The sequence below is a fragment of the Phormidium tenue FACHB-1050 genome, assembly GCF_014696925.1.
In the GTDB taxonomy this organism is placed as follows: Bacteria; Cyanobacteriota; Cyanobacteriia; order Pseudanabaenales; family Pseudanabaenaceae; genus Pseudanabaena.
The window spans coordinates 16,528-41,727 of record NZ_JACJQY010000009.1 but is presented as its reverse complement, the minus strand read 5'-3'; the positions used below and the strand labels follow the sequence as shown (position 1 = coordinate 41,727).

The 25,200-nt window shown below is 42.0% G+C and carries 19 protein-coding genes; 13 read left to right on the top strand and 6 right to left on the bottom strand.

Annotated elements, in window-relative coordinates; all coding sequences use genetic code 11:
• The first annotated feature begins 93 nt into the window (after nucleotides 1–93).
• Entirely contained in the window at nucleotides 94–1,158 is a 1,065-nt protein-coding gene (locus H6G05_RS07880) for an SPL family radical SAM protein (RefSeq protein ID WP_190577651.1), read from the top strand.
• 78 nt (nucleotides 1,159–1,236) lie between these two features.
• On the opposite strand, the gene H6G05_RS07875 is transcribed toward H6G05_RS07880, so the two are convergent.
• The 3 genes from H6G05_RS07875 to H6G05_RS07865 are packed head-to-tail and all read right to left on the bottom strand — an operon-like array spanning nucleotide 1,237 to nucleotide 1,891.
• Nucleotides 1,237–1,437, bottom strand: coding sequence for a hypothetical protein (locus H6G05_RS07875; RefSeq protein ID WP_190577650.1), 201 nt, complete (start codon nucleotides 1,435–1,437; stop codon nucleotides 1,237–1,239).
• An 11-nt stretch (nucleotides 1,438–1,448) separates the two neighbouring features.
• Nucleotides 1,449–1,601, bottom strand: coding sequence for a hypothetical protein (locus tag H6G05_RS07870; protein WP_190577649.1), 153 nt, complete (start codon nucleotides 1,599–1,601; stop codon nucleotides 1,449–1,451).
• The gene (locus H6G05_RS07865; protein ID WP_190577648.1) at nucleotides 1,598–1,891 is read right to left on the bottom strand and encodes a helix-turn-helix domain-containing protein; all 294 of its coding nucleotides are present in this window, start codon (nucleotides 1,889–1,891) and stop codon (nucleotides 1,598–1,600) included. Before H6G05_RS07865 ends, H6G05_RS07870 begins: the two co-directional genes overlap by 4 nt.
• 249 nt (nucleotides 1,892–2,140) lie before the next feature.
• Between H6G05_RS07865 and H6G05_RS07860 the strand changes: the two genes are divergently transcribed.
• The 5 genes from H6G05_RS07860 (at nucleotide 2,141) to H6G05_RS07840 (ending at nucleotide 5,706) form a co-directional block, all read left to right on the top strand.
• Nucleotides 2,141–2,488 carry a hypothetical protein gene (locus tag H6G05_RS07860; protein ID WP_190577647.1) on the top strand — a complete coding sequence of 116 codons (348 nt, stop codon included), beginning with the start codon at nucleotides 2,141–2,143 and terminating at the stop codon, nucleotides 2,486–2,488.
• A complete protein-coding gene (locus tag H6G05_RS07855) occupies nucleotides 2,485–2,910 on the top strand; it encodes an HNH endonuclease (protein ID WP_190577646.1) in 426 nt (141 codons plus the stop codon). Before H6G05_RS07860 ends, H6G05_RS07855 begins: the two co-directional genes overlap by 4 nt.
• A 178-nt stretch (nucleotides 2,911–3,088) precedes the next feature.
• A complete protein-coding gene (gene lpxD / locus H6G05_RS07850) occupies nucleotides 3,089–4,150 on the top strand; it encodes a UDP-3-O-(3-hydroxymyristoyl)glucosamine N-acyltransferase (protein WP_190577645.1) in 1,062 nt (353 codons plus the stop codon).
• A 97-nt stretch (nucleotides 4,151–4,247) separates the two neighbouring features.
• The gene (locus H6G05_RS07845; protein ID WP_190577644.1) at nucleotides 4,248–4,964 is read left to right on the top strand and encodes a Uma2 family endonuclease; all 717 of its coding nucleotides are present in this window, start codon (nucleotides 4,248–4,250) and stop codon (nucleotides 4,962–4,964) included.
• Between the two features lie 61 nt (nucleotides 4,965–5,025).
• On the top strand, nucleotides 5,026–5,706 hold the full coding sequence (locus H6G05_RS07840; protein WP_190577643.1) for a TatD family hydrolase: 681 nt from the start codon (nucleotides 5,026–5,028) through the stop codon (nucleotides 5,704–5,706).
• Here the strand turns inward: H6G05_RS07840 and sbcD are convergent.
• Both sbcD and H6G05_RS07830 read right to left on the bottom strand, forming a co-directional pair.
• Nucleotides 5,662–6,954, bottom strand: a complete 1,293-nt coding sequence (gene sbcD, locus H6G05_RS07835; RefSeq protein WP_322096336.1) for an exonuclease subunit SbcD — start codon at nucleotides 6,952–6,954, stop codon at nucleotides 5,662–5,664. The genes H6G05_RS07840 and sbcD overlap by 45 nt on opposite strands.
• 141 nt (nucleotides 6,955–7,095) lie before the next feature.
• Nucleotides 7,096–8,157: a 1,9-bis(guanidino)-5-aza-nonane synthase gene (locus H6G05_RS07830; RefSeq protein WP_190577641.1), complete on the bottom strand. Its 1,062-nt coding sequence runs from the start codon at nucleotides 8,155–8,157 to the stop codon at nucleotides 7,096–7,098.
• Between the two features lie 619 nt (nucleotides 8,158–8,776).
• Here H6G05_RS07830 and H6G05_RS07825 point away from each other — a divergent pair.
• The 7 genes from H6G05_RS07825 to H6G05_RS07795 all read left to right on the top strand — a co-directional run bounded on the left by H6G05_RS07825 (nucleotide 8,777) and on the right by H6G05_RS07795 (nucleotide 24,238).
• Nucleotides 8,777–12,064 carry a methyl-accepting chemotaxis protein gene (locus H6G05_RS07825; RefSeq protein WP_190577640.1) on the top strand — a complete coding sequence of 1,096 codons (3,288 nt, stop codon included), beginning with the start codon at nucleotides 8,777–8,779 and terminating at the stop codon, nucleotides 12,062–12,064.
• 82 nt (nucleotides 12,065–12,146) lie between these two features.
• Nucleotides 12,147–15,647 carry an ATP-binding response regulator gene (locus H6G05_RS07820; RefSeq protein WP_190577639.1) on the top strand — a complete coding sequence of 1,167 codons (3,501 nt, stop codon included), beginning with the start codon at nucleotides 12,147–12,149 and terminating at the stop codon, nucleotides 15,645–15,647.
• 408 nt (nucleotides 15,648–16,055) lie between these two features.
• On the top strand, nucleotides 16,056–17,279 hold the full coding sequence (locus H6G05_RS07815) for a response regulator (protein ID WP_190577638.1): 1,224 nt from the start codon (nucleotides 16,056–16,058) through the stop codon (nucleotides 17,277–17,279).
• A gap of 61 nt (nucleotides 17,280–17,340) precedes the next feature.
• Nucleotides 17,341–17,706, top strand: a complete 366-nt coding sequence (locus H6G05_RS07810) for a response regulator transcription factor (RefSeq protein ID WP_190577637.1) — start codon at nucleotides 17,341–17,343, stop codon at nucleotides 17,704–17,706.
• A gap of 158 nt (nucleotides 17,707–17,864) precedes the next feature.
• Nucleotides 17,865–18,368 carry a chemotaxis protein CheW gene (locus H6G05_RS07805; RefSeq protein ID WP_190577636.1) on the top strand — a complete coding sequence of 168 codons (504 nt, stop codon included), beginning with the start codon at nucleotides 17,865–17,867 and terminating at the stop codon, nucleotides 18,366–18,368.
• 93 nt (nucleotides 18,369–18,461) lie between these two features.
• Nucleotides 18,462–21,263 (top strand): methyl-accepting chemotaxis protein, encoded by a 2,802-nt coding sequence (locus tag H6G05_RS07800; RefSeq protein ID WP_190577635.1) that lies wholly within the window; start codon nucleotides 18,462–18,464, stop codon nucleotides 21,261–21,263.
• 23 nt (nucleotides 21,264–21,286) lie between these two features.
• The gene (locus H6G05_RS07795) at nucleotides 21,287–24,238 is read left to right on the top strand and encodes a hybrid sensor histidine kinase/response regulator (protein WP_190577634.1); all 2,952 of its coding nucleotides are present in this window, start codon (nucleotides 21,287–21,289) and stop codon (nucleotides 24,236–24,238) included.
• Between the two features lie 48 nt (nucleotides 24,239–24,286).
• Here H6G05_RS07795 and H6G05_RS07790 read toward each other — a convergent pair whose 3' ends face one another.
• The gene (locus H6G05_RS07790) at nucleotides 24,287–25,198 is read right to left on the bottom strand and encodes a branched-chain amino acid ABC transporter permease (protein WP_190577633.1); all 912 of its coding nucleotides are present in this window, start codon (nucleotides 25,196–25,198) and stop codon (nucleotides 24,287–24,289) included.
• Between the last annotated feature and the right edge of the window lie 2 nt (nucleotides 25,199–25,200).

The following is a 25,200-nucleotide window of genomic DNA, read 5'->3' as shown; positions in this document are numbered from 1 at the left end:
TTTTTCTCTTAATAGGTGTATATTTCTAAAAATATAGCATATAGTTAATTATAGTATATTGTACGTTTTTCAAAAACATTGAGGTTTGTTGTTATGGAGACTGTGAGAGGTACTGAAACTGTCGCTAGTCCTCTACAGGAAAGCGCACTAAGAAAAAAAGGACTATGTGACTACGTTATTAACGTCGCCTCTGGTTGTCTGCATGGCTGCACATTTTGCTATGTCCCCTCAACTCCAGTGATCAGAACCAGACAAGCACAACTAGCACAAAAAGGCGTTGATAACCCTCAAATGGATTGGGGAAAGTATCTATTTGTACGTGAAGGTATTGCCGAACAACTAGAAGAAACTCTTAGCCGTAAAAGAACTTGGAAAACCACAGAATCAGGACAGGGGGTCGTTATGCTCTGTTCTGGAACCGATCCTTATCAAAACCATCAAACCGCAACAATCACGCGCCAAGTTGTCAAAGTGTTGCTTAAATACGACAAACGAGTACGGATTTTGACTCGTAGCCCTCTATGGACAAATGATATAGACATTCTGCGATCGCCTAATGTAACCGTTGGCATGAGCTTACCAATGCTTGATGACGAACTTAGCCGCAAAATTGAACCCGCAGCACCTCTACCCTCTGATCGCTACAAAGCCATGATGAAGGGATACGAAGCGGGAATTAAGCTATATGTGGCGATCGCACCTACTCCCCCCACAATGCTGCTACAAGATTTTCAAAACTTATTAGAGCAGATCGTAAAATTTGAGCCTGAAGTGATTTTTTGGGAACCAATTAATGCTCGTGGAACTAATGGCAAGAGGATGTTAGAAGCAGGATTAGATTTCGTTCAATCAGTAACTAATAGAGACTCTTGGGCAGAAAACTTTATCCAACAATGGCAAGATATTGAGCAAGCTGCCAGCAATATTGGCTGTAAGGATCTATTACATATTTGGGTCGATCCAGAACTTCGAGGTTTTGTGGAAGATGATGCTCTAGACTATTGGCTGTTTAGACAAACTGTAGAAGATTGGGATAACTACACCAGAACACCTAAGAAGCTAGAAACATCATTTTCTCAAAATGTCTCACAACAAAATAAAGCTGTTCGTAAGCCAAATAAATCTCAACAAGGATCAATGAAATTAGTAGCGTCCTGAGATTAGGGGCGATCGCTTGTGCTTTAGAAGCATTGATGATTGAGGCGATCGCTTTTTGATTGAGATTAGGGGCGTTTTTTAATCACTTATCTTTTCTCTTTTTTGCCGAACAAAAGACCGAAAGTCATCCATTGTCACTTGTGCTAACCTCTGATGACGTTCTTTAGTATAGTCTCCAGAACCAGACTCAAACCTTAACAAAAATCTTGCAGCCCCTGCATAGCCCAATTCTTGAATTAGAGCTTGGTATCCACGTCTCGAAATCTCACTAGCTTTCATCGTTCAGTCTCCTAAATTAACTCTTGATTTTCCATTAACCAAGTTACTGAATTAAAAACTTTAACCTTTGCCTCAGTTTCTAAACGAACTCGATACTGTGAGGAGTCATCCAAAAGCCGACAGAAACAGTAAACATCCAGATAAACAGATGGAGATTTATTCATAACACTTCAACTCTCACATTCATACCCGCATGAGCCAACATCATCACCAACTTATCAATGCTAAACCTCTCAATATCACCATTGATTAAATCACTAATCCGAGGTTGAGTTTCACCAAAAAACAAAGCAGCTTGCTTTTGCGTCCATCCTTGAGACTGAATGAAACGCTTAATATTCAACATCAAGTCAGCCCGAATTTTGAGATTAAGAGCCTCTTCAGGAGCAAAGCCCAAATCTTCAAATACATTCGTTCTACCTTGAATAACTTCAGAAATTTGATTCTGGGTCATTTGTTTTTTTGATTTGTTACCATGCCAATATACCTTATTTGGCATACTAGCATAGTAATATTTAAGTAGCAAACAGGAGGCGATCGCTTGTGTGTTAGAGGCATTGATGATTGAGGCGATCTCTTTTTGATTGAGATTAGGGGCGTGGTGTTGTTGGTTTGTTGAGGGGCGATCGCTGTTTGATTGAGCTTAGGGTCGATCTGATAAAATGAACACCAGAAGCTAACATTAGCAATCACTTACTTAACTATGCAAATCACCCTAGACATACCAGACGATATCGCCGCTACTGTACAAGATAACCTGCCGCAAATATTAGCTCTAGGATTGCGAGAAATAAACGCTAATCCCAATAACGGCTTTTCTGGATTGACGGAAATATTGCATTTCTTAGCCAAACTTCCATCCCCTCAAGAAGTCTTAAATTTACGCCTTGCACCAGAGGCACAGCAAGAAATTGATAATCTATTAGAAAAAAATCGTACTCAAGGTTTTAACGAAAGCGATCGCCTACTATGGCAACATTATGAATTTATCGAACATCTAGTGCGCCTTGCCAAAACTCAAGCCCTGATTAAGCTCCAGCCGAGTCAATGAGTAAGAGTTATATCTCCGCTAAAATTAGAAAACTAGTCAGCGATCGCGCCCAAAATTGTTGTGAATATTGTCTGATTTCTGAAAGCTTAACCTTAGTTTCCCATCAAGTAGATCATGTAATTGCTGAAAAGCATGGCCGTAAAACTATAGAAGAAAATTTAGCTTTATCTTGTTCACTGTGTAATCAAGCTAAGGGCAGTGATATTGCGTCTATTGATGCAGAAACAGGCGAAGTTATTAGACTTTACCATCCTAGACAAGACCAATGGCAAGAGAATTTTCAAATCGAAGAATCTAGTGGTGTAATTTATCCATTGACAGCAATTGGGCAAGTGACAATACAGCTACTGAAGATAAATCGATCAGCTTGCTTACCATATCGGCAGATGCTGGCTCAAGCAAAAATACTGATGCAACAATGATTTTGTTGGTTATGCTGAGAGCGATCGCTTGTGTGGTGAAAGTAGGGATGATTGAGACGATCGCTATGTGATTAGGGTTAGGGATAATCTATCAAGTTTAGTTACATCATTAACACTACGTGTTTTGGCACAATTAAGTATTATGGTAATCGCGCATTCTTGATATGACATCAGATCCATGACACAAACAATTTCTTTCAAACTTTCTGAACTCGCCGCCGAGTTTGTCGCCGCTCTCCCCGATTGTCGATTTGAATCTGATGGTGACGATCCCATCATCACGGGAGTCGCTGCGATCGATAAGGCGCTATCTGGAGAAATTACCTTTGTGTCATCAGCAAAATTTGTCGCCCGTCTCAAAGATACCCAAGCTAGTGCTGTCATTCTCGATCTAAAAACTCCGTCACCCTTGCCCTGTATCCGCACCGCCCATCCCCGCATTCTCTTCGCCAAGGTTCTCGAAAAGTTTTATCAACCACCCACACCGCCACAGGGTATTCATCCCACCGCAATTTTGGGTGAAGGTGTGCAGTTGGGGAATAACGTTGCGATCGCACCCTATGTAGTCATTAGCGATCGCGTCAAAATTGGCGATAACGTCACGATTTATCCCCATGTCACCATTTACAACGATGTCGAGATTGGTGCAAATACAACTATTCACGCCAATTGTGTAATTAGCGATCGCACTCAAATCGGCGCAAATTGTTTGTTCCATCCCAGCACAGTTTTAGGCGGCGATGGCTTTGGTTTCGAGATTTCCCCCAATGGTACATGGTACAAAGTCCCCCAAATCGGACATGTGATCATTGAAGACAATGTGGAACTAGGCTGTTCTTGCGCCGTTGACCGACCTGCCGTTGGGGTTACTGTAATTCATAAAGGCGCAAAACTGGATAACTTTGTGCAGATCGGTCATGGAGTCGAAGTGGGGGCGCATTCTGTTCTCGCTTCACAAGTGGGCTTAGCAGGTGGTGTCACCCTTGGTCATCATGTGGTCATGGCTGGTCAAGTGGGCGCAGCTAATCACATTCACATCGGTGATGGTGCAATTATTGGTGCAAAGTCGGGCATTCCCAGTGATGTTCCCGCAGGTGTGACGATGATGGGCTATCCCGTCGTTCCTGAAAAGGATTGGAAGCGTATCGTTATTTCGGAGCGTCAACTTCCAGATTTATTACACACAGTTCGCAAACTAGAAAAGAGAATTGCGGAACTAGAAGCAAAGACTGCTGAATAGCAGTAACCAAACCTAAAAGAGAGTTGCGGCGCAACTCTCTTTTAGGTTTGCCTATAGAATATATTAATCACGCACAGGTCTATGCGAGGGCAAATCCATGACTCTGCAACCATTAACTCATGAAGCGATCGCCCCAGAGATCGACTATCCAGATAGTGACGGTAATCCTATGTCTGACAATACCGAGCAGTTTCGCTGGATTGTTATTATCAAAGAAAATTTAGAGATTATGTATGCTAACGATCCCCTTGTATTTGTGGGAGGAGACTTGGCTTGGTATCCTGTGCGTTATACCCTAAGACGTATGGCTCCAGATGTGATGGTTGCATTTGGCAGACCTAAAGGTAGGCGAGGCTCTTACAAGCAATGGCTAGAGGATAATATCCCTCCACAGGTTGCTTTTGAGATTTTGTCACCAAGCAATAAAGATAGTCGCGGTATTGATGCTCTAGATGAGAAGTTTACATTTTATGAAACCTATGGCATTCAGGAATATTATATTTACGATCCTGATGATTTAACCTTAGCAGGCTGGCATAGACAAGGCGATCGCTTGACCCAAATTCTCTCAATGAGCAACTGGGTGAGCCCACTGTTGGGAATCCGCTTTGATTGGGTAGTAGGGCAAGAATTAAAGTTATTTCGTCCCGATGGACAACCATTTTTATCGACCGTAGAGTTAGATCAACAATTACAGCAATCAAAGATTCAAGTATGGCAGGAACAGCAACGTGCTGAACAGGAACGTCAACGTGCTGATCGCCTTGCAGAGCGTTTACGTGCTTTGGGTATCGATCCAGATGATGAGTTTTAATTATAACCCTGTAAAGTTGCACCCCTGAGGGGCGCAACTTTACAGGTTTGGGTAATTTATTTTGTATAAGTACTTATTTATTGACTTCCATACACATAGCGATCGCCAATCCTCAGATCTCATCAATCTGCAAACTTTGCATGTTGCTCCAGAATTGCAAGCTGAATCCTTACCTAATACTTGCAGTCTTGGCTTACATCCTTGGTTTATCCAGTTGGAGACATGGGAAATGGCATGGGTGAATCTTGTAGATTTAGCACAATCGTCACAGGTGATAGCGATCGGAGAATGTGGATTAGATCGAAATATTGATTTGCCTTTAGAAACACAAATTTCTATTTTTAAAAGACATATCGAACTTGCTGAAGAGTTACAGAAACCACTTGTAATTCATTGTGTCAAAGCATTTGCGGAGTTGATTGCACTTAAAAAAAATACTAAGCATTCAATTCCTTGGATTATTCATGGATTTAATAAGAAAGAGGAAGTATTTCAACAACTCCTGAAGCATGATTTCTATTTTTCTTTTGGAGCCGCTATTTTAAGCGATCTCTCTCCTGTGACTCAGGCGATCGCTACTATACCGCAAGGTAGATTCCTTTTAGAAACCGATGATTGTAATGATATTAGCATTGAGCAAATTTACGATCGCGCCGCTAGCCTGCGCCATATTTCACTGGAAACACTGCAAACACAACTAATTGAAACTTATCGTCAATTGACTAGGCTGGGCTTGGGCTGAATCTTCAATAGAATCAAGTTCATCCATTCCTAAACCAATCTCACTGAGTAATTCTTGCGCCGCAGTTAGCATTTCAGGTTCTAGATTTTTGAGATCTTCGCGTGTGCTGAGATAGGTCTTAAGTGCAGTCATCGGATCGAGCGCCTCGGCTGTACTTAGCTCAGGTAATCGTGTGCGCGGATTTTGGCTGACGACTTCAGGAATAAGCGAATAATTATGGGCGATCGCCATTGCTTCATGTAAGAGGCGATCATCGATTTGGGCTAGTTGCTCAGCTTTGACCTTGTAAATAAGTCTGGCGATCGCCTGATCGATTTTCCCTTTGGAGATCGCTTTTAATAACTTTGCTTGTGGATCTTCCGATTGCGTCACATCTACTTCCATTGTCCGAAAAGCACGAGTCGGAATTGCACAAAACTCAAACTTTACATTCCCTTTCTCTACTTCTAGCCAACAATAGCCTTTCGATTCATTCTCTTCGCCAAAATCTACTCGCTCAATACTTCCTGGATAGACGACAAGCGGTTGCGTCGCCAGAATTTGATGACGATGCACATGTCCGAGCGCTACATAGTCAAACGCCTCACGGGTTAACATTGATAATGGAATTGTGAAACCTTTGCCAGCCGCTAGAAATCTCTCCGCGCCATAGGTAGCTGTATCCACCATCACATGCGCCAGTAGAATTGTGGGTAACTTGGGATCAAGCTGACGGATTTCACCTTCGATGACAACTTGCAAGCGATCGATCAGGAATTGACTTACTTCAGTCATCGAGAAGCCTTCTGTTTCCGACTTTGTAAGTAAAGTCGATCGCGTAATCCAAGGCAAGGTAATAATCTGAATATCCCCTGCATCTGTGGAAATCCGATGGGTGGCGATCGTGTCGCCTACTGTGAAGTTTGGCACGGCTAAACTGCGATAAATCGCCAAACTTGCACCACCAACTCCCTGTGAATGTTGATCGTGATTTCCCACTAATAACACCGTGGGAATACCAGCATCAGCAAGACGACGAAATTGCTTGGCAAAGGCTTGCTGCACAAGTGGAGGCGGCGTAGCATCTGGAAAAGCATCACCACCAAATAGAACGATATCGGCTGGCTCGTTAATGGCGCGATCTATACAGATTGTCAATGCTGCTACAAAGTCTTCTAGGCGAGTATTCAATCCTGTTTGTGGATTGACTTTGCCATGGGTAGTACTACCAAGGTGAATATCGGAGAGATGGAGAACTTTAATAGTCACTATATTTATCGTGCTTATAGTTATAACCATCAATGTTATGACAAAACTAAAACCCCAGAGAGAGTTGCGGCGCAAAGCGCCGCAACTCTCTCTGGGGTTTTAGTAAATGGGGGAGCGCAAAGCGCCCCCCATTTACTTTTTTTACACGCCTACGGGTGCAGGAATACTACTAAAAGTAGCAACAGATGGCTTGTTGAATACTTGAGCCAATTGACGAGGAGCGCGATCACACCAGTTCTTCTTGCCGTAGACATAGCCTGCAATCAAGGGCAGCGCTACAGTGGCTTCGGAGTAAACCATTTGCTCTTGGACAATATCCACCTTGCCCCAAGAATGTGCTTCCTTCAAAGTCGAACCAGATAGAGCACCATCACGCTCGTCAGCAACAGTGATTTGAACTGCATACTTGTGCATTGCTGCCTCGAAACCAAGCAACTCAGCCGCAACCACGGTATCTTGAGCGAAGTTCTTAGGAACACCACCACCGATCATGAATAGCCCAGTGTGAGGACTTGCCAACTTGCACTGAGTCAATTCGCGGAAGTCGCGTACAGAGTCGATGCTGACATGCTCTTCAGGAGAGAACCACTGATGATGGACTAAGCCGAAACCTGCGGAACAATCGCTGAAGGCAGGAACGAAGATGGGAACTTGATGCTCGTAAGCTGCCAAAACGACTGAGTGGCGGTTCTTAGCATTCTTATCGAGGTATGCACCCATTTCATGGATGAACTCGCGAGAAGAGTAAGGGCGAGGAGGAAGAGAGTTGGCAATTTCAGCGATCGTCATGTCGCAAACGCGCAACTCGTCTTCGTCGATGTAGGTGTCATAGATGCGATCAATCGCATTTTCGCGGAGTACTGTGTCATCAGCAAAGGTATCACCGACATAGTGACGAAATCCGAGGGCTTCAAAGAAGTCTTGGTCAACGATGTTTGCGCCTGTAGAGACAATCATGTCTACCATGTTGTTGGCGATGAGATCGTAGACAACTCCCTTAAGTCCCGCACTAAATAAAGAACCTGCCAAACACAGGATGATCGCGCAATCTTTATCCTTGATCATATCGTCATAGATATGAGCCGCACGTCCAAGGTTTCTACCTTGAAAAGCGGTGTTAGCCATTGCATCAACCAATCCGACTACATCAAAAGCTTTGATGTCGATGTGCTCAACGGTCTGTTTAAGTAGTTCGCGTTTCATGATTCTGTTTGTCCTAGATGTTATGTGTTGTAGATGTATGCAAGAAAAATTTGAGCAGAGTTCCATAACAGAACAAGCAGAATCGCACGCCTATGACCTAGAAAGTTTTTTCCGCGATGACGAATGTTTCAGGATTGACAGTAACTATCATTCAAAAGATAGATATTGCTGATTTGAAACATCACACGCCAAAAATCTCTATTAGCCAGAGGTTTTTAACCGCTTATTCAGTTTTGAAAATATTTAATCTTCTCTATGGTGAGAAGCGATCGACCCAGGTTGTTAACGGTGGTTACAACCCTGATAGTTAGAAGGTCGATCGGAACATACTAGGTCCTTCACAGGCATCATCCCAAGAAAGAGTAGGATCAGACTCGCGTCTTTCACCCAACTTTAGGTTGAGGAGCCAATCACATCCAAGCAATAAAACCAGTTTTTTCAATTTCTATTTAGCTAAGTGCGACAAATCCTTGAATATTATAGCACTCTTTTTGGTAAACACAAGCAAAATGGCGCTAGAGGATCTACATATAAATGCGTTTAATTATTTATCAGGAGACTTGTCGAGACTTAAAGCCTCCTTCTTGAAACAAGGACGTATTTTCATACAGGGACGATCATGATGACAGCGCAGTATCAGGCGGCTCTACACTCTTATGCAGAGGGTCGGTATGAAGAGGCGATGCAACAGTTCTCAGAATTGTTGTATGAGGACCCTCGCAATCCCAAACTGCATATTTGGTTAGGTGCAACCTTCCGAAAGGCAGGTAAGATTGAGTATGCCAAGGTGCAATATCAACAGGTATTAACTCTTACGGATGATCCAGATTTGCTTGATCTTGCAAGTACTTCGCTTGCTCAAATCCAAAATAAGTTGGCTAGTATTTCTCAAAATAGTAGTCAAAATAATAGCCCAAATAATAATCACCCAAAAGATATAGGTTCTATTAATAGCCCTAATCACAAAGAAACTAGTTATGCTGATAAGGCTCAAGAAGCTAACTACCGAGCTTTGCAGTTAGAGTCTAGCAATCTTGGTGCAAAATTAAAAAGCACATTTGGCGATGGTAGTATTTCCTATATTCTCGACCATGATGACTCAACAGCAAGTGAACTGACTGTAATAGGGGCTTCTGCTAATGTGCCTGACAAGCCAAAAGTTTCTGGAAAGCTTCAGGTTAACGGCAATGGGGTAATTCCACCTCCACCTGCGATCGCTGCTTTATTTAAGGAGCCTCAGCAAGAACTCGAAGAAACAACTACTCCTCAAGATCTTCTGCTAGAGGAGCCGATTCTGATAGTTGGAGATGTCGAGAATATAATGGTTAGAGATGAGGATCTAGAGGAAGATGTAACGGGCAAGGCGGATTCTTCGATCTTGAATGAGACGATCTCCAATATTCAGCAGGTAAGCCAGCATAATAAACAAAAAATTGAATTTCCACCTGTAGAGTCAGTGTTTTTGGGTTGGGGGATGGATTCTCAAAATGCTGCTCAGTATAGTAGGGTTAATGGAAAAAATGGAGCTTCGGCGATCGCATTGGAGGACATTTTTAAATTTTCTAGTGTCAGCCAAAAAATTACTTTGTGGGGTGCTTTAGTCGCGACGGTTCCTGCGATTATTTTGGGTGTAACGGCTTACCAAGTGGGTGATGGTTTGTTATTAAGTAAGGTCAAACAAGCCCAGCAATCGGATGCGATCGCTTTAGCAAATGCGACCAGAAATTTTTTAAATCAGCAGACTAATGGTGTGGAAGTGTTGCAAAAATTGCTGGTTTCGACTGAAGTCGGACAGAATACTTTGCTAAAGTCCGCCGATCCCAAGGTAACTAATCCTCTTGCCGCAATGCCAATTGCTCAGCAACGTCAATATAAGCAGCAGTTGACTAATCGGTTAAATCTCTATGGTCAAGCTTATCCTGACTACACCAGCATTGCGTTGTTTAGCACTAATGGAGAGTTAATCGCTCAGTCAAGCCAATCGAAAACCCTCCAAACTCTTAACCCTAGTATCCTCAGTAAAGTAAGTTCTGTGGATAATGTATTGTTTAGCAATCCCGTGGCAGGGAAAGATGGGGTTCATTTTTATGCATCTAGGTCAATCAAGAGTTCTGTTTCCCAAAAAGTTACCCTGATTTTGCAGGTGGAGATTCCTGTAAAAAAATTGGTAAATGATTTAACCAATGAACGTAACAATGGTAATGAGAATAGAAATTTTTATATAGTTGATAGCGCTAACAAATATATTGCTAGTTCTCAACCTGTCACAGTTGGTGAAGATGCGTTAACAAATTTTGCAATGCTCCCTGATCTGCGAACGGCCCAGTCCTCTGGTGTCCAAGATACTGTCAAGAGCGATCGCAATGGGCAACTGCTTGCCTATGCCCCTGTGCCTGCTATGCAGACCTCTGACCTGTTGACTTGGGATGTATTAACGACAGTAGACAAAACTAAGGCGATCGCAGGTAATCAAAATTTACTGTTGGTGATTGGTATTGGTATTGCGGCTACGCCTTTGCTCGTCGCCGCGATCGCCTATGCTTTGTCGAGAAATCTTAGTACTAGACTTAAAGATATTCAGGCTGCTTTACGAGATCTTAGACGAGGAAAGGCTGCTGTCAGCTTCGGGGCATTGAGTGTGGAAGGAAATGACGAGTTGTCAGACATTTCCTTAAGCATTAATAAAATGTCTGAACAATTCCAGACGATGATGCAAAAGCAAGAACAAGAAAAGCAAGACTTACAGTTACAGGTAGTGAAGTTGTTTAAAGTCTTGGCAAAACTTGCGAGAGAAGAAAAACGTGAAGTTCAAGATACCGATTTATCCGATGAGAATATCTTGTATTTAGGTAAGAAAGTACGGGCGGAGATGGTACAGCGCCATGCTGAGGTTGAGAGCTATCGCCAGCAGAAAGAAGACATCCAGAGGCAGTTGACGCAAATGCTCAAAGATATCCAAGCTTTAACTGATGGAGATCTTACGGTTTCCACTCAGTCGGTTGATGGTAGTTTGGCGAATGTTGCCATATTTTTTGATGATGTCATTCGGGGCTTGCAAAATATTGTTAGCCAAGTTAAATCCTCTGCTAACCAAGTTAATTTCTCCCTTGGTCAAAATGAACAGGCGATCATGAATCTTGCGAGTGTCTCTCAGAGACAGGTCGATACCGTGACGCGATCGCTAACCACAATGCAGATGTCTAAGCTATCTGCAACGAAAATTGTCAATAATAGTCAGCAAGTAGTGAAATCATCACAACTCGTATCAGAAAAATTATCTGAGAGCGATCGCTCGATTGATGCGGTGATGTCCAAGGTGGGAGAATTGCAAAACACAATCTCCACAACGGCTAAGCGCGTCAAGCATTTGGGGGTTGTGTCTCAAAAAATTGCTAAAGCAATTTCTTCAATTAATGAAATTGCTATTAAAACCAACTTTCTAGCTATCAATGCCACACTGGAAGCATCCCGATCAACTGATACTAATCAGGGATTTGTATTAGTTGCTGAAGAAGTGGGGGAACTGGCTGCGCGTTCAGTTGCGGCGACTAAAGAAGTGGAAAGCCTGCTCAGTAATATTCAAAGTGAGACTAATGCTGTGATGGCGGTGGTTGATTCTGGTAGTACTCAAATATCAGAGAGTAATGCCTTAGCGATTACTGCTAAGGATAGCCTGCAACAAATTGCCCGAATCTCCCAGCAAATTGATGGATTAATGGTGGTGATCGCTGAGGCTACGACTTCCCAAGCCCAGACATCGGAAGGGGTTGCTAACTTGATGAATGACATTTCGCATATGGCTAAGAGAACGCTTGCTTCTTCTTCAGAAGTATCTAAGTTTATCAAAGCTACACGAGGTTATTCTGGAGAACTTCAGCAGTCCTTGTCTAATTTCAAAACTCGCTAGAGTTTAAGCGGACAGTAGCAATGCTTTTGACGATGTAAATTATTACTGATTTAAAGATAGAAGTTTGTTAGAGATAGATGTAATGGAATTTCCCATGATTGAAATAGTGCCACAAACCAAGACTGTCTTTTCTAAGAAAGCTCAAGCTTTTACCCATGAATTAAAAAATAAAATCTTAGAATTAGATGTAAGTCTGCCAAATTACCAGCTACAAATTGATGGCTTAATTTCTACAATTAAGTTGCTTCAAGACGAGGCTATTAAAGCTGATTTTTATGTGCCCAGCTCATCTTTTGCGGAAATAATTCATAATCTGGAGCTGTTAATCAACCAATTCCGCGATCGCCATGCTGATCTTGATTGGATTACCAAAGAGATGATAATTGAAGTCATCAATATGTCCAATCAAGTAATCAATGAATATTGTTTAGGCATAGATTTAGCTATGGATTGGCTTGATCTACAGCGTAACTTATTTGCTCAAATCAATGAACATCTGGAATCGGAAGCCAATGAGAGTAGACCACAAAGTATTTTAGAATTCCATAATCGGGAAAGTGAACCTTTTAACTTAGAAGATACTCCAGAAGCTTTACATCTATTTGATCTAGATTTTGGCGTGGATTCTAATCAGGAAGAAGCTGATATCACTCCAATCTATAATATAGACAATTCCGATAGTTTTCTAATGATTCAAATAGATCAAGAAGACCAAGAAGACCAAGAAGATTATTATTTAGATCCAGATTTAGATCCAGATAAATTGCTTCAAGATACTTCAGGAAATTCGGCTGCTGAATTGACGATTTTATTTCCAAATTTGTTAGGAAACTCTTTTACGGGTGATTTAGACGAATTGACGGGGGATTTGCAGGATTTGCAGAATTCTTTTGAAACTAGCAATGAAGAAAGATTACCGATCCCCGAATTGTTGGCGGATATGTTTTCCGAAATGTCTACCCAGCAACTATTAGGTAATGGCGTAAGTAATGATGATGAAACTGAAATTCAAGGGGTTAGGTGGCAGGGGGATGACATAAATGTAGAGAATGTAGGTGGGTTTGAAGATAGCCTTGAGCCTGAAAATAATCTGGATAATATTTGGGCTAAATTTACAGCAGTGGAATCTTCTCTGAACTCGAATGATGAAGAAGATCTAGTGCCTGCTTTTGACTTGTCTGACTTCGCTTTGTCTGAGCTTGACTTGTCTGAACTATCTAATGATGATACGGGGGAGGAGATGACTCCCGACAGTTTTTTTGAGCCAAAAGATCTTGCTATATCCAGCCTAAATGCTGAGCCTAATCTCCAATTTAAGGAACCTGCTATTTCTCCTCCACCAGAACTAGATAGTAGCTTAATGTTAGCGGAAATGCTCAAAGAAGATTTTCCTGCTTCAGATATTGATACAGCTATAGAAGAATCACCGATCTATCAAAATATTCCTGATGATCAAAATTCTGCTTGGCATGACCTATCTCTATTGGATTTTGGTGACAAAGAAATTTCCTATGCAGATTTTTCGGCTTTGTCCTCAGATTTAAAGTCAGATGTAAAGCCTGAAATGGATGCTGATGTGAGTGCTATTGATAATAGTCAATTGGATGTTCAACCTGTTACAAAGGTCAATGATGCCACGATTCGACTTCCTTTAAATCATTTAGAAATGTTGGGGGATTTGTCGGAAGAATTATTAGTACGTAAGGGTAGTTTAGATATTTATTTAAGTGAAATTAAAATCTTGTCTGAGGATGCTCAAAAACACTTGCAGTTGTTGGTATCTAGCTCAGATAGTCAGCCTCAAAAAGCGATCGCGGGTTTACAAAATGCAGTTGAGCAGATCACCAATGTACTGATGCTCACTGAACAGCAAACCTATGCGATGGGTCAGGATGTCTATCAATTAAGAAAAAACCTGCGCCAAGTCCTCAAACATCCGATCTCTAGTCTTGTCAGAAAGTTTCCGCGCATTTTGCGAGATCTATCGCTTCAGTATGGGAAGCAAGTAGAGTTGGTTGTGCAAGGGGCTGAGGTTGAAGTTGAGAGATTAATCTCTGAAACTGTCGCTGAGCCTCTGGAGATATTACTGCGGAATGCCTTTAAACATGGCATTGAACCTCCTCTGGTGCGCCAACAGCAAGGGAAAACATCTCAAGGCAAGATTGAATTTATCGTCACTCAAACCGATGAAAGCACGATCATCAAGGTGAATGATGATGGTTGTGGGCTTGACATAGAAAAAATTCGCCATCAAGTTGAACAATCAGCGGCGATCGCAGGCATGTCGGGTTTCTCAACTATGGATATGAGTGATGAACAGTTAGTTGGGTTGATTTTTGAGCCAAGTTTTAATCTCATGCATAGTAAATCCTATGCAGAAGCAGGAACTAAATTGTGCGGTGTGAAAAAGAAGTTGCGAGAGTTGGGCGGTACTATTACGGTGCAGTCTCAGAGCGGAAAAGGTACTCAATTTACCTTGGTTTTGCCGAATATCCTATCTTTAATTCGGGTGCTACTCATTGATATCAATCAAATGTGCTTAGCAATTCCCAGCAAAATTATATTGGAAGTGATTCCGAGCGATCTCAATGAACTTGATTATGATCAACTAGAGACTCTCCAATGGCGCGATCGCGTACTCCCGATTGTACGGCTGCATTCTTCATTAAAACTCAATTGTCGGCATAGCTTGAGTCAAGTATCTCTCCAATCAACCCCCTCTCCCCAATTAATCAATCCAGCCGAAAGCCAGAAACCTGCTCAGGCAGTGCCTTCATTTTTAGTAGTTAATTTCGAGAATCACTTATTTGCGTTACAAACTGATGGTTGTTGGCATGATCAAGAAGCAACATTCCATCAAATTGAAGGAGATATCATCCTGCCGCAAATTTTTCTAGGTACGGTAATTTTGGGTAGTAATCAGGCTGTTGCTTTGTTAAACCCTGCGGAATTAGTCAATCAATTTCTCCTCTCTCCTGAAGAGAATATTTTAGAAGCTCAATCAACGCATTCAGGCGTGGATAATTTGAGCAGCCTCTCTGACTTTTTTAATGTAGGAGATTCTTTGGCAGAGCTACCTCTTGGCAATCAGTTAGGAACAGTCTCTGAAAGTAGTTTAGACCGATCGCCTAAGACGGAAAACTTAGAAAGTTCGGGGCTATTTACTAGTGAGCTAGTGAGCCATCAAGTTAGGCGATCGCATCAACCAAGAATATTAATTGTTGACTCCTCAGCCAATGTGCGGCGTTATCTGGCGATGACACTCACTAAGTCAGGATTTTTGACTGAGCAGGTTCAAGATGGCAAAGAGGCGATCGCTTTTCTCAAAGATTGCTTAGGGATGAGATTAAATGTTGACGTGGTGATCACTGATTTGGAAATGCCTCACATGGATGGATTTAAGCTTTTATCGAATATTCGTGCTGATGCTGATTTCCAACATTTACCAATCATTGTACTTACTACCAAAAACAATGAAAATGATCAAAAGTTGGCTTTAGATCTGGGGGCAAATGCCTATTTCAGTAAGCCATATCGAGAGCAAGAACTAGTTAAAAAATTACATCAACTTATTTCAGGATAGTTTTTCTACTAAAATAAAAGTGACGGAGCGAAGCTCCGTCACTTTTATTTTAGTAAGTATGGCTTCATGTTTTTTCAGTAAAATAGAGAGTCAGATTTTTGATTAGACAACGAAGTTGTCTAATCAAAAATCTGGTTCTTGATTGAATTGTGGAACCCTTAGAACATAAAATCTAAAATGATGTAGCGATTTTGGATTTTGGTATGAAGTGTTGATAGTAGGGGCTAGTATATGTAGTGTAAACTACAACATAGTTCCGCTTATTTTACTTATGGTAATCATAATAATGACTAAAATATAGAATTCGAGACACATACTCTAAGTATTTATACTCGGGGATTTAGGTTCCATTTACATGGAACTGTTAGTTCTGACTGGTAATTCAGTTAAATTTAGTACTCCAATTCCATGCAAGGTAGTCTCAACAATCCCTATAAGTTATTGCAGGTTATTGCTCAAAGAGAGCTAACAGGATGTCTATCGATATCTATCCCGCAAGATGACTCAATTGGTTGGCAGTTGTATATTGGTGGCTCTCGACTATATTTTGCCACCACCATTGGTTCTAGCCCTGAGCGCTTTGGGTTACTCTGGCAACAAATACAACCAGATCTGCCATTACCCAGACTCAGTGCAGACAAATCAGAATATGAGAGTCTCTATGAATGGCAACTGGAGCATAACCTTTCCCTTACTGATTTTCGTCGATTGCTTCTCAGTTTATCTAGAGAAGCACTAATCCATGCCATTTCACATACTAAAGCCTATGTGAAATTTGAATCCAATGTTTGTATCAAGCCTGTACTAATTGCTGCACCATTATCAGATTTAATTAAACCGATTGTTGGTCATGTGCGCTTTTGGCAAAAACTCCATCCCCACATTTCCTCTCCATTTTCGCGCATCTATCTCGATCGCAGTAAAGTTAAGGACTTTAGTAATTTTTGGGAAAATGCTAACAAGGTTCCCTCAAATGCTCAAGGAGAAAATAGTTCATCTTCAAATATCAGCTTACAAAATGTAAGCTTGAAAGTTTGGTTGGATATCTTAGAGCAGAAACTAAGTATCTACGAAATTTGTCACCAGATTGGCAAAGAACCTCATGTGTTATCAGCTTGTTTGAGTCCATTGATTGTTAATAAAACTTTGGAGGTTTTCCCCGCCTCAACAGGTGCAGCGATCGCTTTTCAGGCTCCCACTGGCCCATTGATAGCCTGTATTGATGATAGCCATACAGTCCAGCGTCAAGTCAAAATGGTGTTGGAAATGTTTGGATTTCAGGTTTTGGGGATAACTGATCCAACTAGTTGTCTGACTTCATTAGTCCGCCAAAAACCAGCACTGATTTTAATGGACATTACTATGCCAGAAATTGATGGATACGAACTCTGTACAATGTTGCGCCAATCACGACATATGCGAAATGTCCCAATTGTTATGTTTACAGGAAGGGAAGGCATCATTGATCGGATGAGGGCGCAGCTTGCAGGGGCAAGTGATTATGTGACTAAACCAGTAAATGCCGACAAACTAGTTACTAAAGTTCAGCGACTCCTCCAAAACAATAAATATCTAAGCAATCAACTTAGTAGTGATGTAGATGTCACGATTGGTGGCTCTTCGAGCCGTTGATAGTTGGGTGAATTCACCCAGTTAATTTCACAAATCAAGCCCCAAAATCATTGAAGACTTTATGAAAACCGTACTTGTTGTCGAAGATGGACATGCAGAACAACAACTTATTTCCAGTTTGCTATTACGTTCTGGCTTTGATGTGATTTTGCAAGGAAATGCTGAAGATGCTTGGCAATGGTTATCAAATCATACACCACCAAATTTGATTGTTTTAGATGTGATTATGCCAGGGCAAAGTGGTTTAGATTTATGTCGCACCATTCGTAATCAGGATGAATTCAAACAGATTCCTATTATTTTTTGTACTTCTAAGGATCAAGAATTTGATAAGTTTTGGGCTTTGAGACAGGGAGGGAATGCTTATTTGACCAAGCCCTTTGCGCCAAAACAATTGTTAGACACCGTTTATCAGCATGTTAATTAGAAATTGCCGATGCATACCAAAACATAAAATGGTGTAGCCATTTTATGTTTTTAAAACCCTTGTTAGGTTTGGTTTTTAATTTTCAAAAGTGTAGTCATACTTTCGGGAATTGGGATTACTTGTTAAATCGTTTTGGTCAGTTATTTAAGAATAATTCTATGATTCAAGAATATTGCCGACTTAGGGTTTCCTCATTGTTGCGGATTGCTATCCCAGTGGAGCATGTGGATGAGGTTGTCCAGTTGCAATCTCAAGATATTAGTCCTATTCCAGGCGTTCATCCCTGTTTGTTGGGTATTACGAATCAACGAGGTAGTTTGTTATGGGTTTTGCACTTGGAGAAGTTCTTTGGGATTCAGCCAATGCCTTTGGCAAAAACAATGAAAGCGATCGCCCTACGTTTGGTTCTGTCCGATGGCGAGATCCGTCGTCTTGCTTGTGTAGTGATGGGGTTGGAAGAAATTATTACCCTTGATACGCAAAAGCTTTTTCCTGTGCCAGATAAGTTACCACTACGTTCTAAATCTTTATTGTTAGGGTTAGCGAAGATCGAGGGCAATACCTATGGAATCGTCAATATTAATGAGGTGTTTCGGATTTTAAATCCTGATGTGGGGATTAGTGAAGAGGGCTCTAAATTAGTTGGTATTTCGACTGCATAGGGATTTTTTAGGAGAATGATGCAACGCATCATTCTCCTAAATTTAATTTGTTTAATCACTTCTAATAATTTCTAATAATTTTTAATAACCTCTATGACACCAAATAACGATACGTTAGCTTCAACGGTTATGTCTGCTAATGGCAATGGCAATGGTACAGGACATGCTAATGGCAATTCACCGCAGGCAAGTGATCCAATGACTCAGATTCTCTCAGCCTATGACTTAGAGAGTCAGGGAGATCTAACAGCAGCTAGAGAGATTTATCAACGAATTATTGAGCAGGATCAGGATGGTACATATGCCGCGATCGCGAGTAAGGCGATCGAAGCGATGGGTGAAGGAAGAAGTGGTGCAGATTTAATATCAATTAATGAAGATTACGAGAAGCGATCGCTAGCGCTATCTTCTCCAAGCAATTCACAGGCTAATTCACAAGTTTCCTCCTCATCACCAGCCTCATTACCAGTAGCTCAATCATCACCTCTCCGCAAAGATGGCCCAAAGGCTAAAAAGGCTACCAAATCTTCAAAAGTTAAAGCTGAATCGAAACCGAAATCATCTTCTCTAAGTTGGTTCTATGATTTACCCGTTGGACGGAAGCAATTTACGGCTTTACTAGTTTCTGAATTTCTCTCTTTGTCCTTAGTTGGTTTTGGTGCATTCTTGATTGGGAGGTCTTTGCAGGATCAATTGTTCAAACAGGCGCAGTCAGAAGTGTCGGTTATGGAGATCAACTACAACATCAAAATTAACCAGATGGGATTTGGTTTTCGAGGTCAATCAGATAATGCTGCGGTAATTAGTGCTGCAAGTACCTATGCTAGTAAGCAGCCGATTCCCGCACCATTAAAAGAACAGGTGAAAAAGATTCTTGAGAATGAGATTAAGGCAAGAAAGATTGAATATGCAACTCTAGTGGGGGCGGATGCCAAGGTAATTATTAGTGCCAATAGCGATCGCGCGGGGCAAGACTTCGATCCCAATAACCTAGTCAGCGATATTCTCAAAGATCCCAATCAAATCAAAGCGACCGCCATTGTCAGTGCTGATGATCTGCAAAAGGAAGCACCTCCACTACCTAATGGATTTACGCCGACGGATTCGCTGATTCGCTATACAGCCACTGCGGTTAAAGATCCTGCTACCCAGAAAATTATTGGTGTCCTGATCTCAGGAGATATTGTCAATCAAAAAGCACCAATTGTGGAGAATACCGTCAAAGCTCTAGCCTCAACCATCCAGCCAACAGGCAAAAAGGGATTAGGTGGCTATAGCGCTGTCTATTATCGCAAACCTTCAGGAGAATTTGCGATCGCTACTTCCGTCGAAAAACTTAGCTCTGAGACAAGTAATGTCAACTTGCCGATGTCAGGTGATGCGGCGGATGATTTACTCAAACGAGCAACTGCTGTGGGCAATGGACAAACAGTGACAGGTCGAGTTTTAGTGGGCAATACCTACTACACAATGGCTGCTAGAGCCGTTCCCAATCGAATTGTCGAAACAGATACAGGAAGCTCACCAATGTACGGCAATGAGCCTATCGGTATTCTAGTCCGTGGTACACCTGAAACCGAAATGAATGATTTGCTGAAAAACACTTGGATTTCCCTAAGTATTTCGGCGGCGATTGTTATTCTATTGGATATTTTGTTGGCAAGATTTTTAGATCGGGTTGTTGCTAAGCCTGTGCAGGCACTTACCCCGATCGCTAAACGATTTACGTTAGGCGATCGCAAGGCGCGGGCGGAGATATTTGCCAATGATGAAATCGGGGAATTGACCCAATCATTTAACAGTATGGCTGATAGTATCGAACTGTCTGAGCAGACCCTAGCCCAACAGTCTCTGCTGAAAGAACAAGAAGCAGAACTTCAACGCAAAGAGAAAGAATTACTTCAAAGGGAAGTTATCAATCTGCTCTTAGAAATTGAAGGTGCACAAAAAGGTGACTTAACGGCTGAAGCCAAGGTAACTGATGGCGTGGTGGGATCGATCGCTGATGCTTTTAACGCCACGATTCGTAAATTACGGAAATTGGTAGAAGAAGTCAAATCTACAGCAATCCATGCTGAATCTCTGGCGAAGGAAAGTGAAAACTCGGTGCAGAAATTTTCCAGTGCATCCTTAGCCCAGTCTGATGGGATTGCTCAAGCCCTAGAAGCGGTAGAACAAAATACCCAATCGATCGCTCAGGTGGCTCAATCGGCTCAAGATGCGGCGAATGTGGCAAGACGAGCTGCAATTGCCGCCCGTGAAGGTGATGCAAAAATGGATCGCACTGTCGTTAGTATTAAAGCCATTCGGTCTACAGTTGCCGCTACAGCGAAGAAGATGAAGCAACTAGCGGAGTCATCGCAAGAGGTTTCGCAAATCGTATCGATTATTTCTAGCATTTCCGAAAAGACCAATTTACTTGCTTTCAATGCCTCGATTGAAGCGGCAAGGGCTGGCGAAAATGGACAGGGGTTTCGCGTAGTTGCCGATGAGGTGCGGCGACTAGCTGACCGAGTTACTGATGCAACCAGAGAAATTCAATTGCTGGTTACCAACATTCAGCATGAGACCACAGAAGTTTTGAAAGCGATGGAAGTGGGTACAGCGGAAGTAGTTGTAGGTACACAGTCGGTTGAAGAAACTAAGGATACCCTCAAGGACTTAGCTGAGTTGAGCCAGACTATTGATAACTATTTACAGACGATTTCTAGTAGTACGATTTCGCAAACACAAGTCTCTCAGAAGGTGAATGGTATTATGGAAAATGCTAATGCGATCGCGCAATCCACCGCAACAGATACGCAGACGGTAGTTTCTTCACTTCAAGTATTGGTGGGTGTGGTTGATGAGCTACAGACATCTGTGCGTCAGTTCCGCCTAGAAAAATCTGAGTAATTGCAATTTGCCATATTATGCCAATGAGAACTTTAAATCCAGAGGTTTTACATGAGATTGCGATTGAAACTCGTCAATGCTTTCTTAGCGAAGATGCACCTGTCTATTTAGCTAATCTCCAGAAAGGGCTAGCCCAAATCCAAGCGGGACAACCTGATTATATTTTCCTGATGCACGCGGCGCACTCTCTCAAAGGTGGCTCAGCGATCGCTGAATTGAGCAGTCTTAGCGAACTCGCCCATAAATTAGAAGATATATTGGAGATATTGCAACATCATGAATTTTGCGATCGCACTACGATTGCTGAAGTTTTGAGTAATGGTATTGATGAAGTAGCGGCGGTACTTGCTCAAGCGAGTAGTTTACCCACTAATACTTTGGCTGACATTAAGATTGATCAAGAACTTTTGCTCAGGTTAGATACGTTATTGGCGATCGTCGCGGATCAGCAAAAAGAACCATTAAGGATTCCAGAAAGAAACTATGGAGAATCTGAAAACTTACCTTCTAAAAACCTAATAAATAAACCTCAAAGTTTATTACAAGTCACATCTCAAATTGCCGCATCTCACAATAAATCAGTTGCGAATAATCTCAATACTCTAAATGAAGATATAAATAATCCCCAACCAACGATTAGTTCTATTGTTATATCTTCTTTAGAAAAAGATTTGGAATCCTGTATTCAGAAAGTAGAAACTCAATTATTATCTAGCTCTACCTTATCCGAAACGACAATTAGAGAGGAGCTACAATATTTTTGTGATGAATGTCTTCTCCTTGGCGATACCTTAAGACTTGATTGGCTTGTTAAGATAGTAGAACCTTTTGAAGCGAATCTTCAGCAAGAACCATCGATCGCTAGTCTCTTGTCCGAAGTGCAAGTCGTGATCAGCAGCTTGCGATCGCAACGCTTGCAATATCTATATCCATCGGTACAAGTCCCAGAAGCAGTCTTGGAATTAGCCCCGCAGTCAATTCCTTTATCACCAACAGAAAAAGCGATCGCTACGCCTCAAACGGTAACTGAATCCTCCGCGATCGCCGCCTCGGCAACTGAAGCCATTTCCTACTTGCGGATTCCCTCGGCTCAAATTGAAAGTATGACCAACACAGTTGCAGAGATGATTTTGCGTCATGAGCGGCTGTTGCGACAACAGCAACAATTAGGTCAAACCAATAAAAACTTACAGGCTCTGGTATTGCAGATGATTCCTTTACAGGAGCAAGTGCAAACTGTTTATGATCAACTGGCGATCGCTACCCCAACTAACAATTCTCAAAGTGATGCTAAATCAGAGGATTTGGCAACTCATGCATCAGAAACAAAAGTAATAGATGAAGATTTTGATCAATTAGAACTTGACAAATATTCTTCTTCCCATAGTACTCTCCAAAATCTGCAAGAGGTTTTGCTCAGAGTGCGAGAAAGTCGTGCTGATATAGATCTTAGCTATCGAGATTTGGGTGAAGAAATTGAATACTTACGCCAAGATTTAGATCGCCTTTATGCTCAACTTACCCAATCACGTCTAGTCCCTTTTAAAGCCCTTGCTAGTCGGTTTTTGCCACAACTAAAGCGGCTCTGTCAACGCTATAACAAACAAGTTGAATTAGTCATTCGCGGAGAAGATGTTCTCATTGACCAAGTTCTTCTAGAGCAGTTACAGACACCGCTTAATCATCTATTAATCAATGCTTTTGATCATGGTGTGGAACCCCCTGAAATCAGATTGTCCTTGGGCAAATCAGAAGTGGCGGTGCTTACTCTAAGGGCAACGATTGCTGGAAACCAAGTGGTCATTTCTCTTCAAGATGATGGTGATGGGATTAATCTTCATAGCGTCTATAAAAAAGCTGTCGAAAAGAATATTTGTCCAGCCGAAATCCCGATTGGTAAAATTCCGCGTCAGGAAATTCTCAATTTTATATTCCAGCCCCATTTTTCGACCCGCAATATTGTGAGTGATATCTCTGGAAGGGGGATGGGATTAGATATTGTGCGATCTCTGATCAATCGGTTGCGGGGCAGTATTCAAGTTGAGACATTGCAAGGTCAAGGAACTACTTTCACGATTCGATTGCCGCTTGGGTTGAGTCTGATTACCCTATTAATCTGTGCGAGCGGTGAAAACCTGATTGCCATTCCTGCCAATGATGTATTAGATATTTTCCCCTATGCGGAAGCCCACATTTTCCATACAAATAATTCGCAGGAAATAGCTTGGCGGAAAAAGTTCATCCCATTGATTCATCTCAAACAAGCTCTACCCTATAGCTATCAAAGTAGTGATTCTTTAAATTCTAAAGTTTGTTTAATCCTCAATCGTAGTGATCTGCCGATCGCCGTGGCGATCGATGCGCTTATTGAAGAGCGGCAACTAATTCTGAAACCCTTTGATCGTAGTGTGGTAACTCCTAATTATCTAGCTGGCTGCACCGTTTTAGGGACAGGACAAGTAGTACCCGTTTTAATTCCTGATAATTTGTATGTATTTGTCCAAAAGAACAACGCAAAAAATAGCCGTCAAATCAAAAATGAAGCCTCTAAGCAGATATCTAATCAGGTCAATCAAAATATTCGTCCAGAGGCAAATCAAACAGTAAGCAAAACAATTGTGATTGCCGAAGATTCGATCGCTACTCGCAATATGTTGGAGCGGGTATTAAAACAATTAGATTTTGAAGTGATTGCCTGTCGTGATGGTCAAGAAGCGATCGATGTACTGAGTCGCCTTGAAGGTAAGGTGACGATGGTGATTTCTGATGTGGAAATGCCAAGAGTGAATGGATTTAATCTGCTCCAAACTATTCGTACCCATGACCTCTGGTATACGATCCCTGTGGTGATGTTGACTTCGCGCACAGGCGATCGCCATCGCCAGAAAGCCATCAGCCTCGGTGCAAATGGATATCTGAGCAAACCAATTATTGTGGGCGAGTTGATTGATTGCTTAGGTGAATTGGTGCAATAAAGCAAAAGATGCGTAGGGGTAATTCATGAATTACCCCTACGCATCTTTTTAGATCGTTCCTTTAAATAATCCTTGCGGTTTGAAGAGCAATACCAAAATCATAATTACTAAACCTACGCCTAGTTTATATTCTGTGCCAATACAGTATTTCTGTAGTTCGCCCAAAGCCGCAGGACAAGTGGTCGCAACTTCTTGAGAAATACCGACAATTAACGCCCCTGCGATCGCGCCATAGGGATTACCAATCCCGCCCAAAATAACCGCCGCAAACATGGGCAAAATCAAGAACCAGCCCATATTCGGGCGCAAATTAGTAATCAATCCGTACATGCTGCCACCAAAGGCAGTCATGCCTCCTGCGATTACCCATGTCCAGATAATCACCGCATTGACATTGATCCCCGCTACTTTTGCTAGTTCGGGATTGTCGGCAACTGCTCGCATCGCCTTACCGATCTTGGTGTTTTGCAATAGATAGTAAAGTCCTGCGATGATCGCGATCGCGGCGACAATTACCACCATTTTATTGCGCGTGATTGCTAACCCAAACACATCGATCGCAGGGAAAGTTGGCAGATTATACTTCTGCGGTTTTGCGCCCCATACGAGGATGATCGCATTACGAATCACCAATGCTAAACCAATCGAGACGATCATCATCGTGGTTGAGGTGGCGCGTTTGGCGCGTAACGGTTGCCAGAGGATTTTTTCGCAAATTAGGACGAGAACGATGGAGATAATGCTGCCAAAGGCGATCGATAACCAAATGTCAAGTTTGAGGGTGGTATTGGCAAGAAAGGCAAGGTAAGCGCCGAGGGTGAGGATGTCCCCGTGGGCAAAGTTGGCAAGGCGGAGAATGCCATAGGTAAGCGTTAAACCGACTGCGGCAAGCGCAATAATGCTGCCGACAGCGATACCATCAATGGTTGATTGCAGGACTGATTGCAGAACTTCAGGCATTG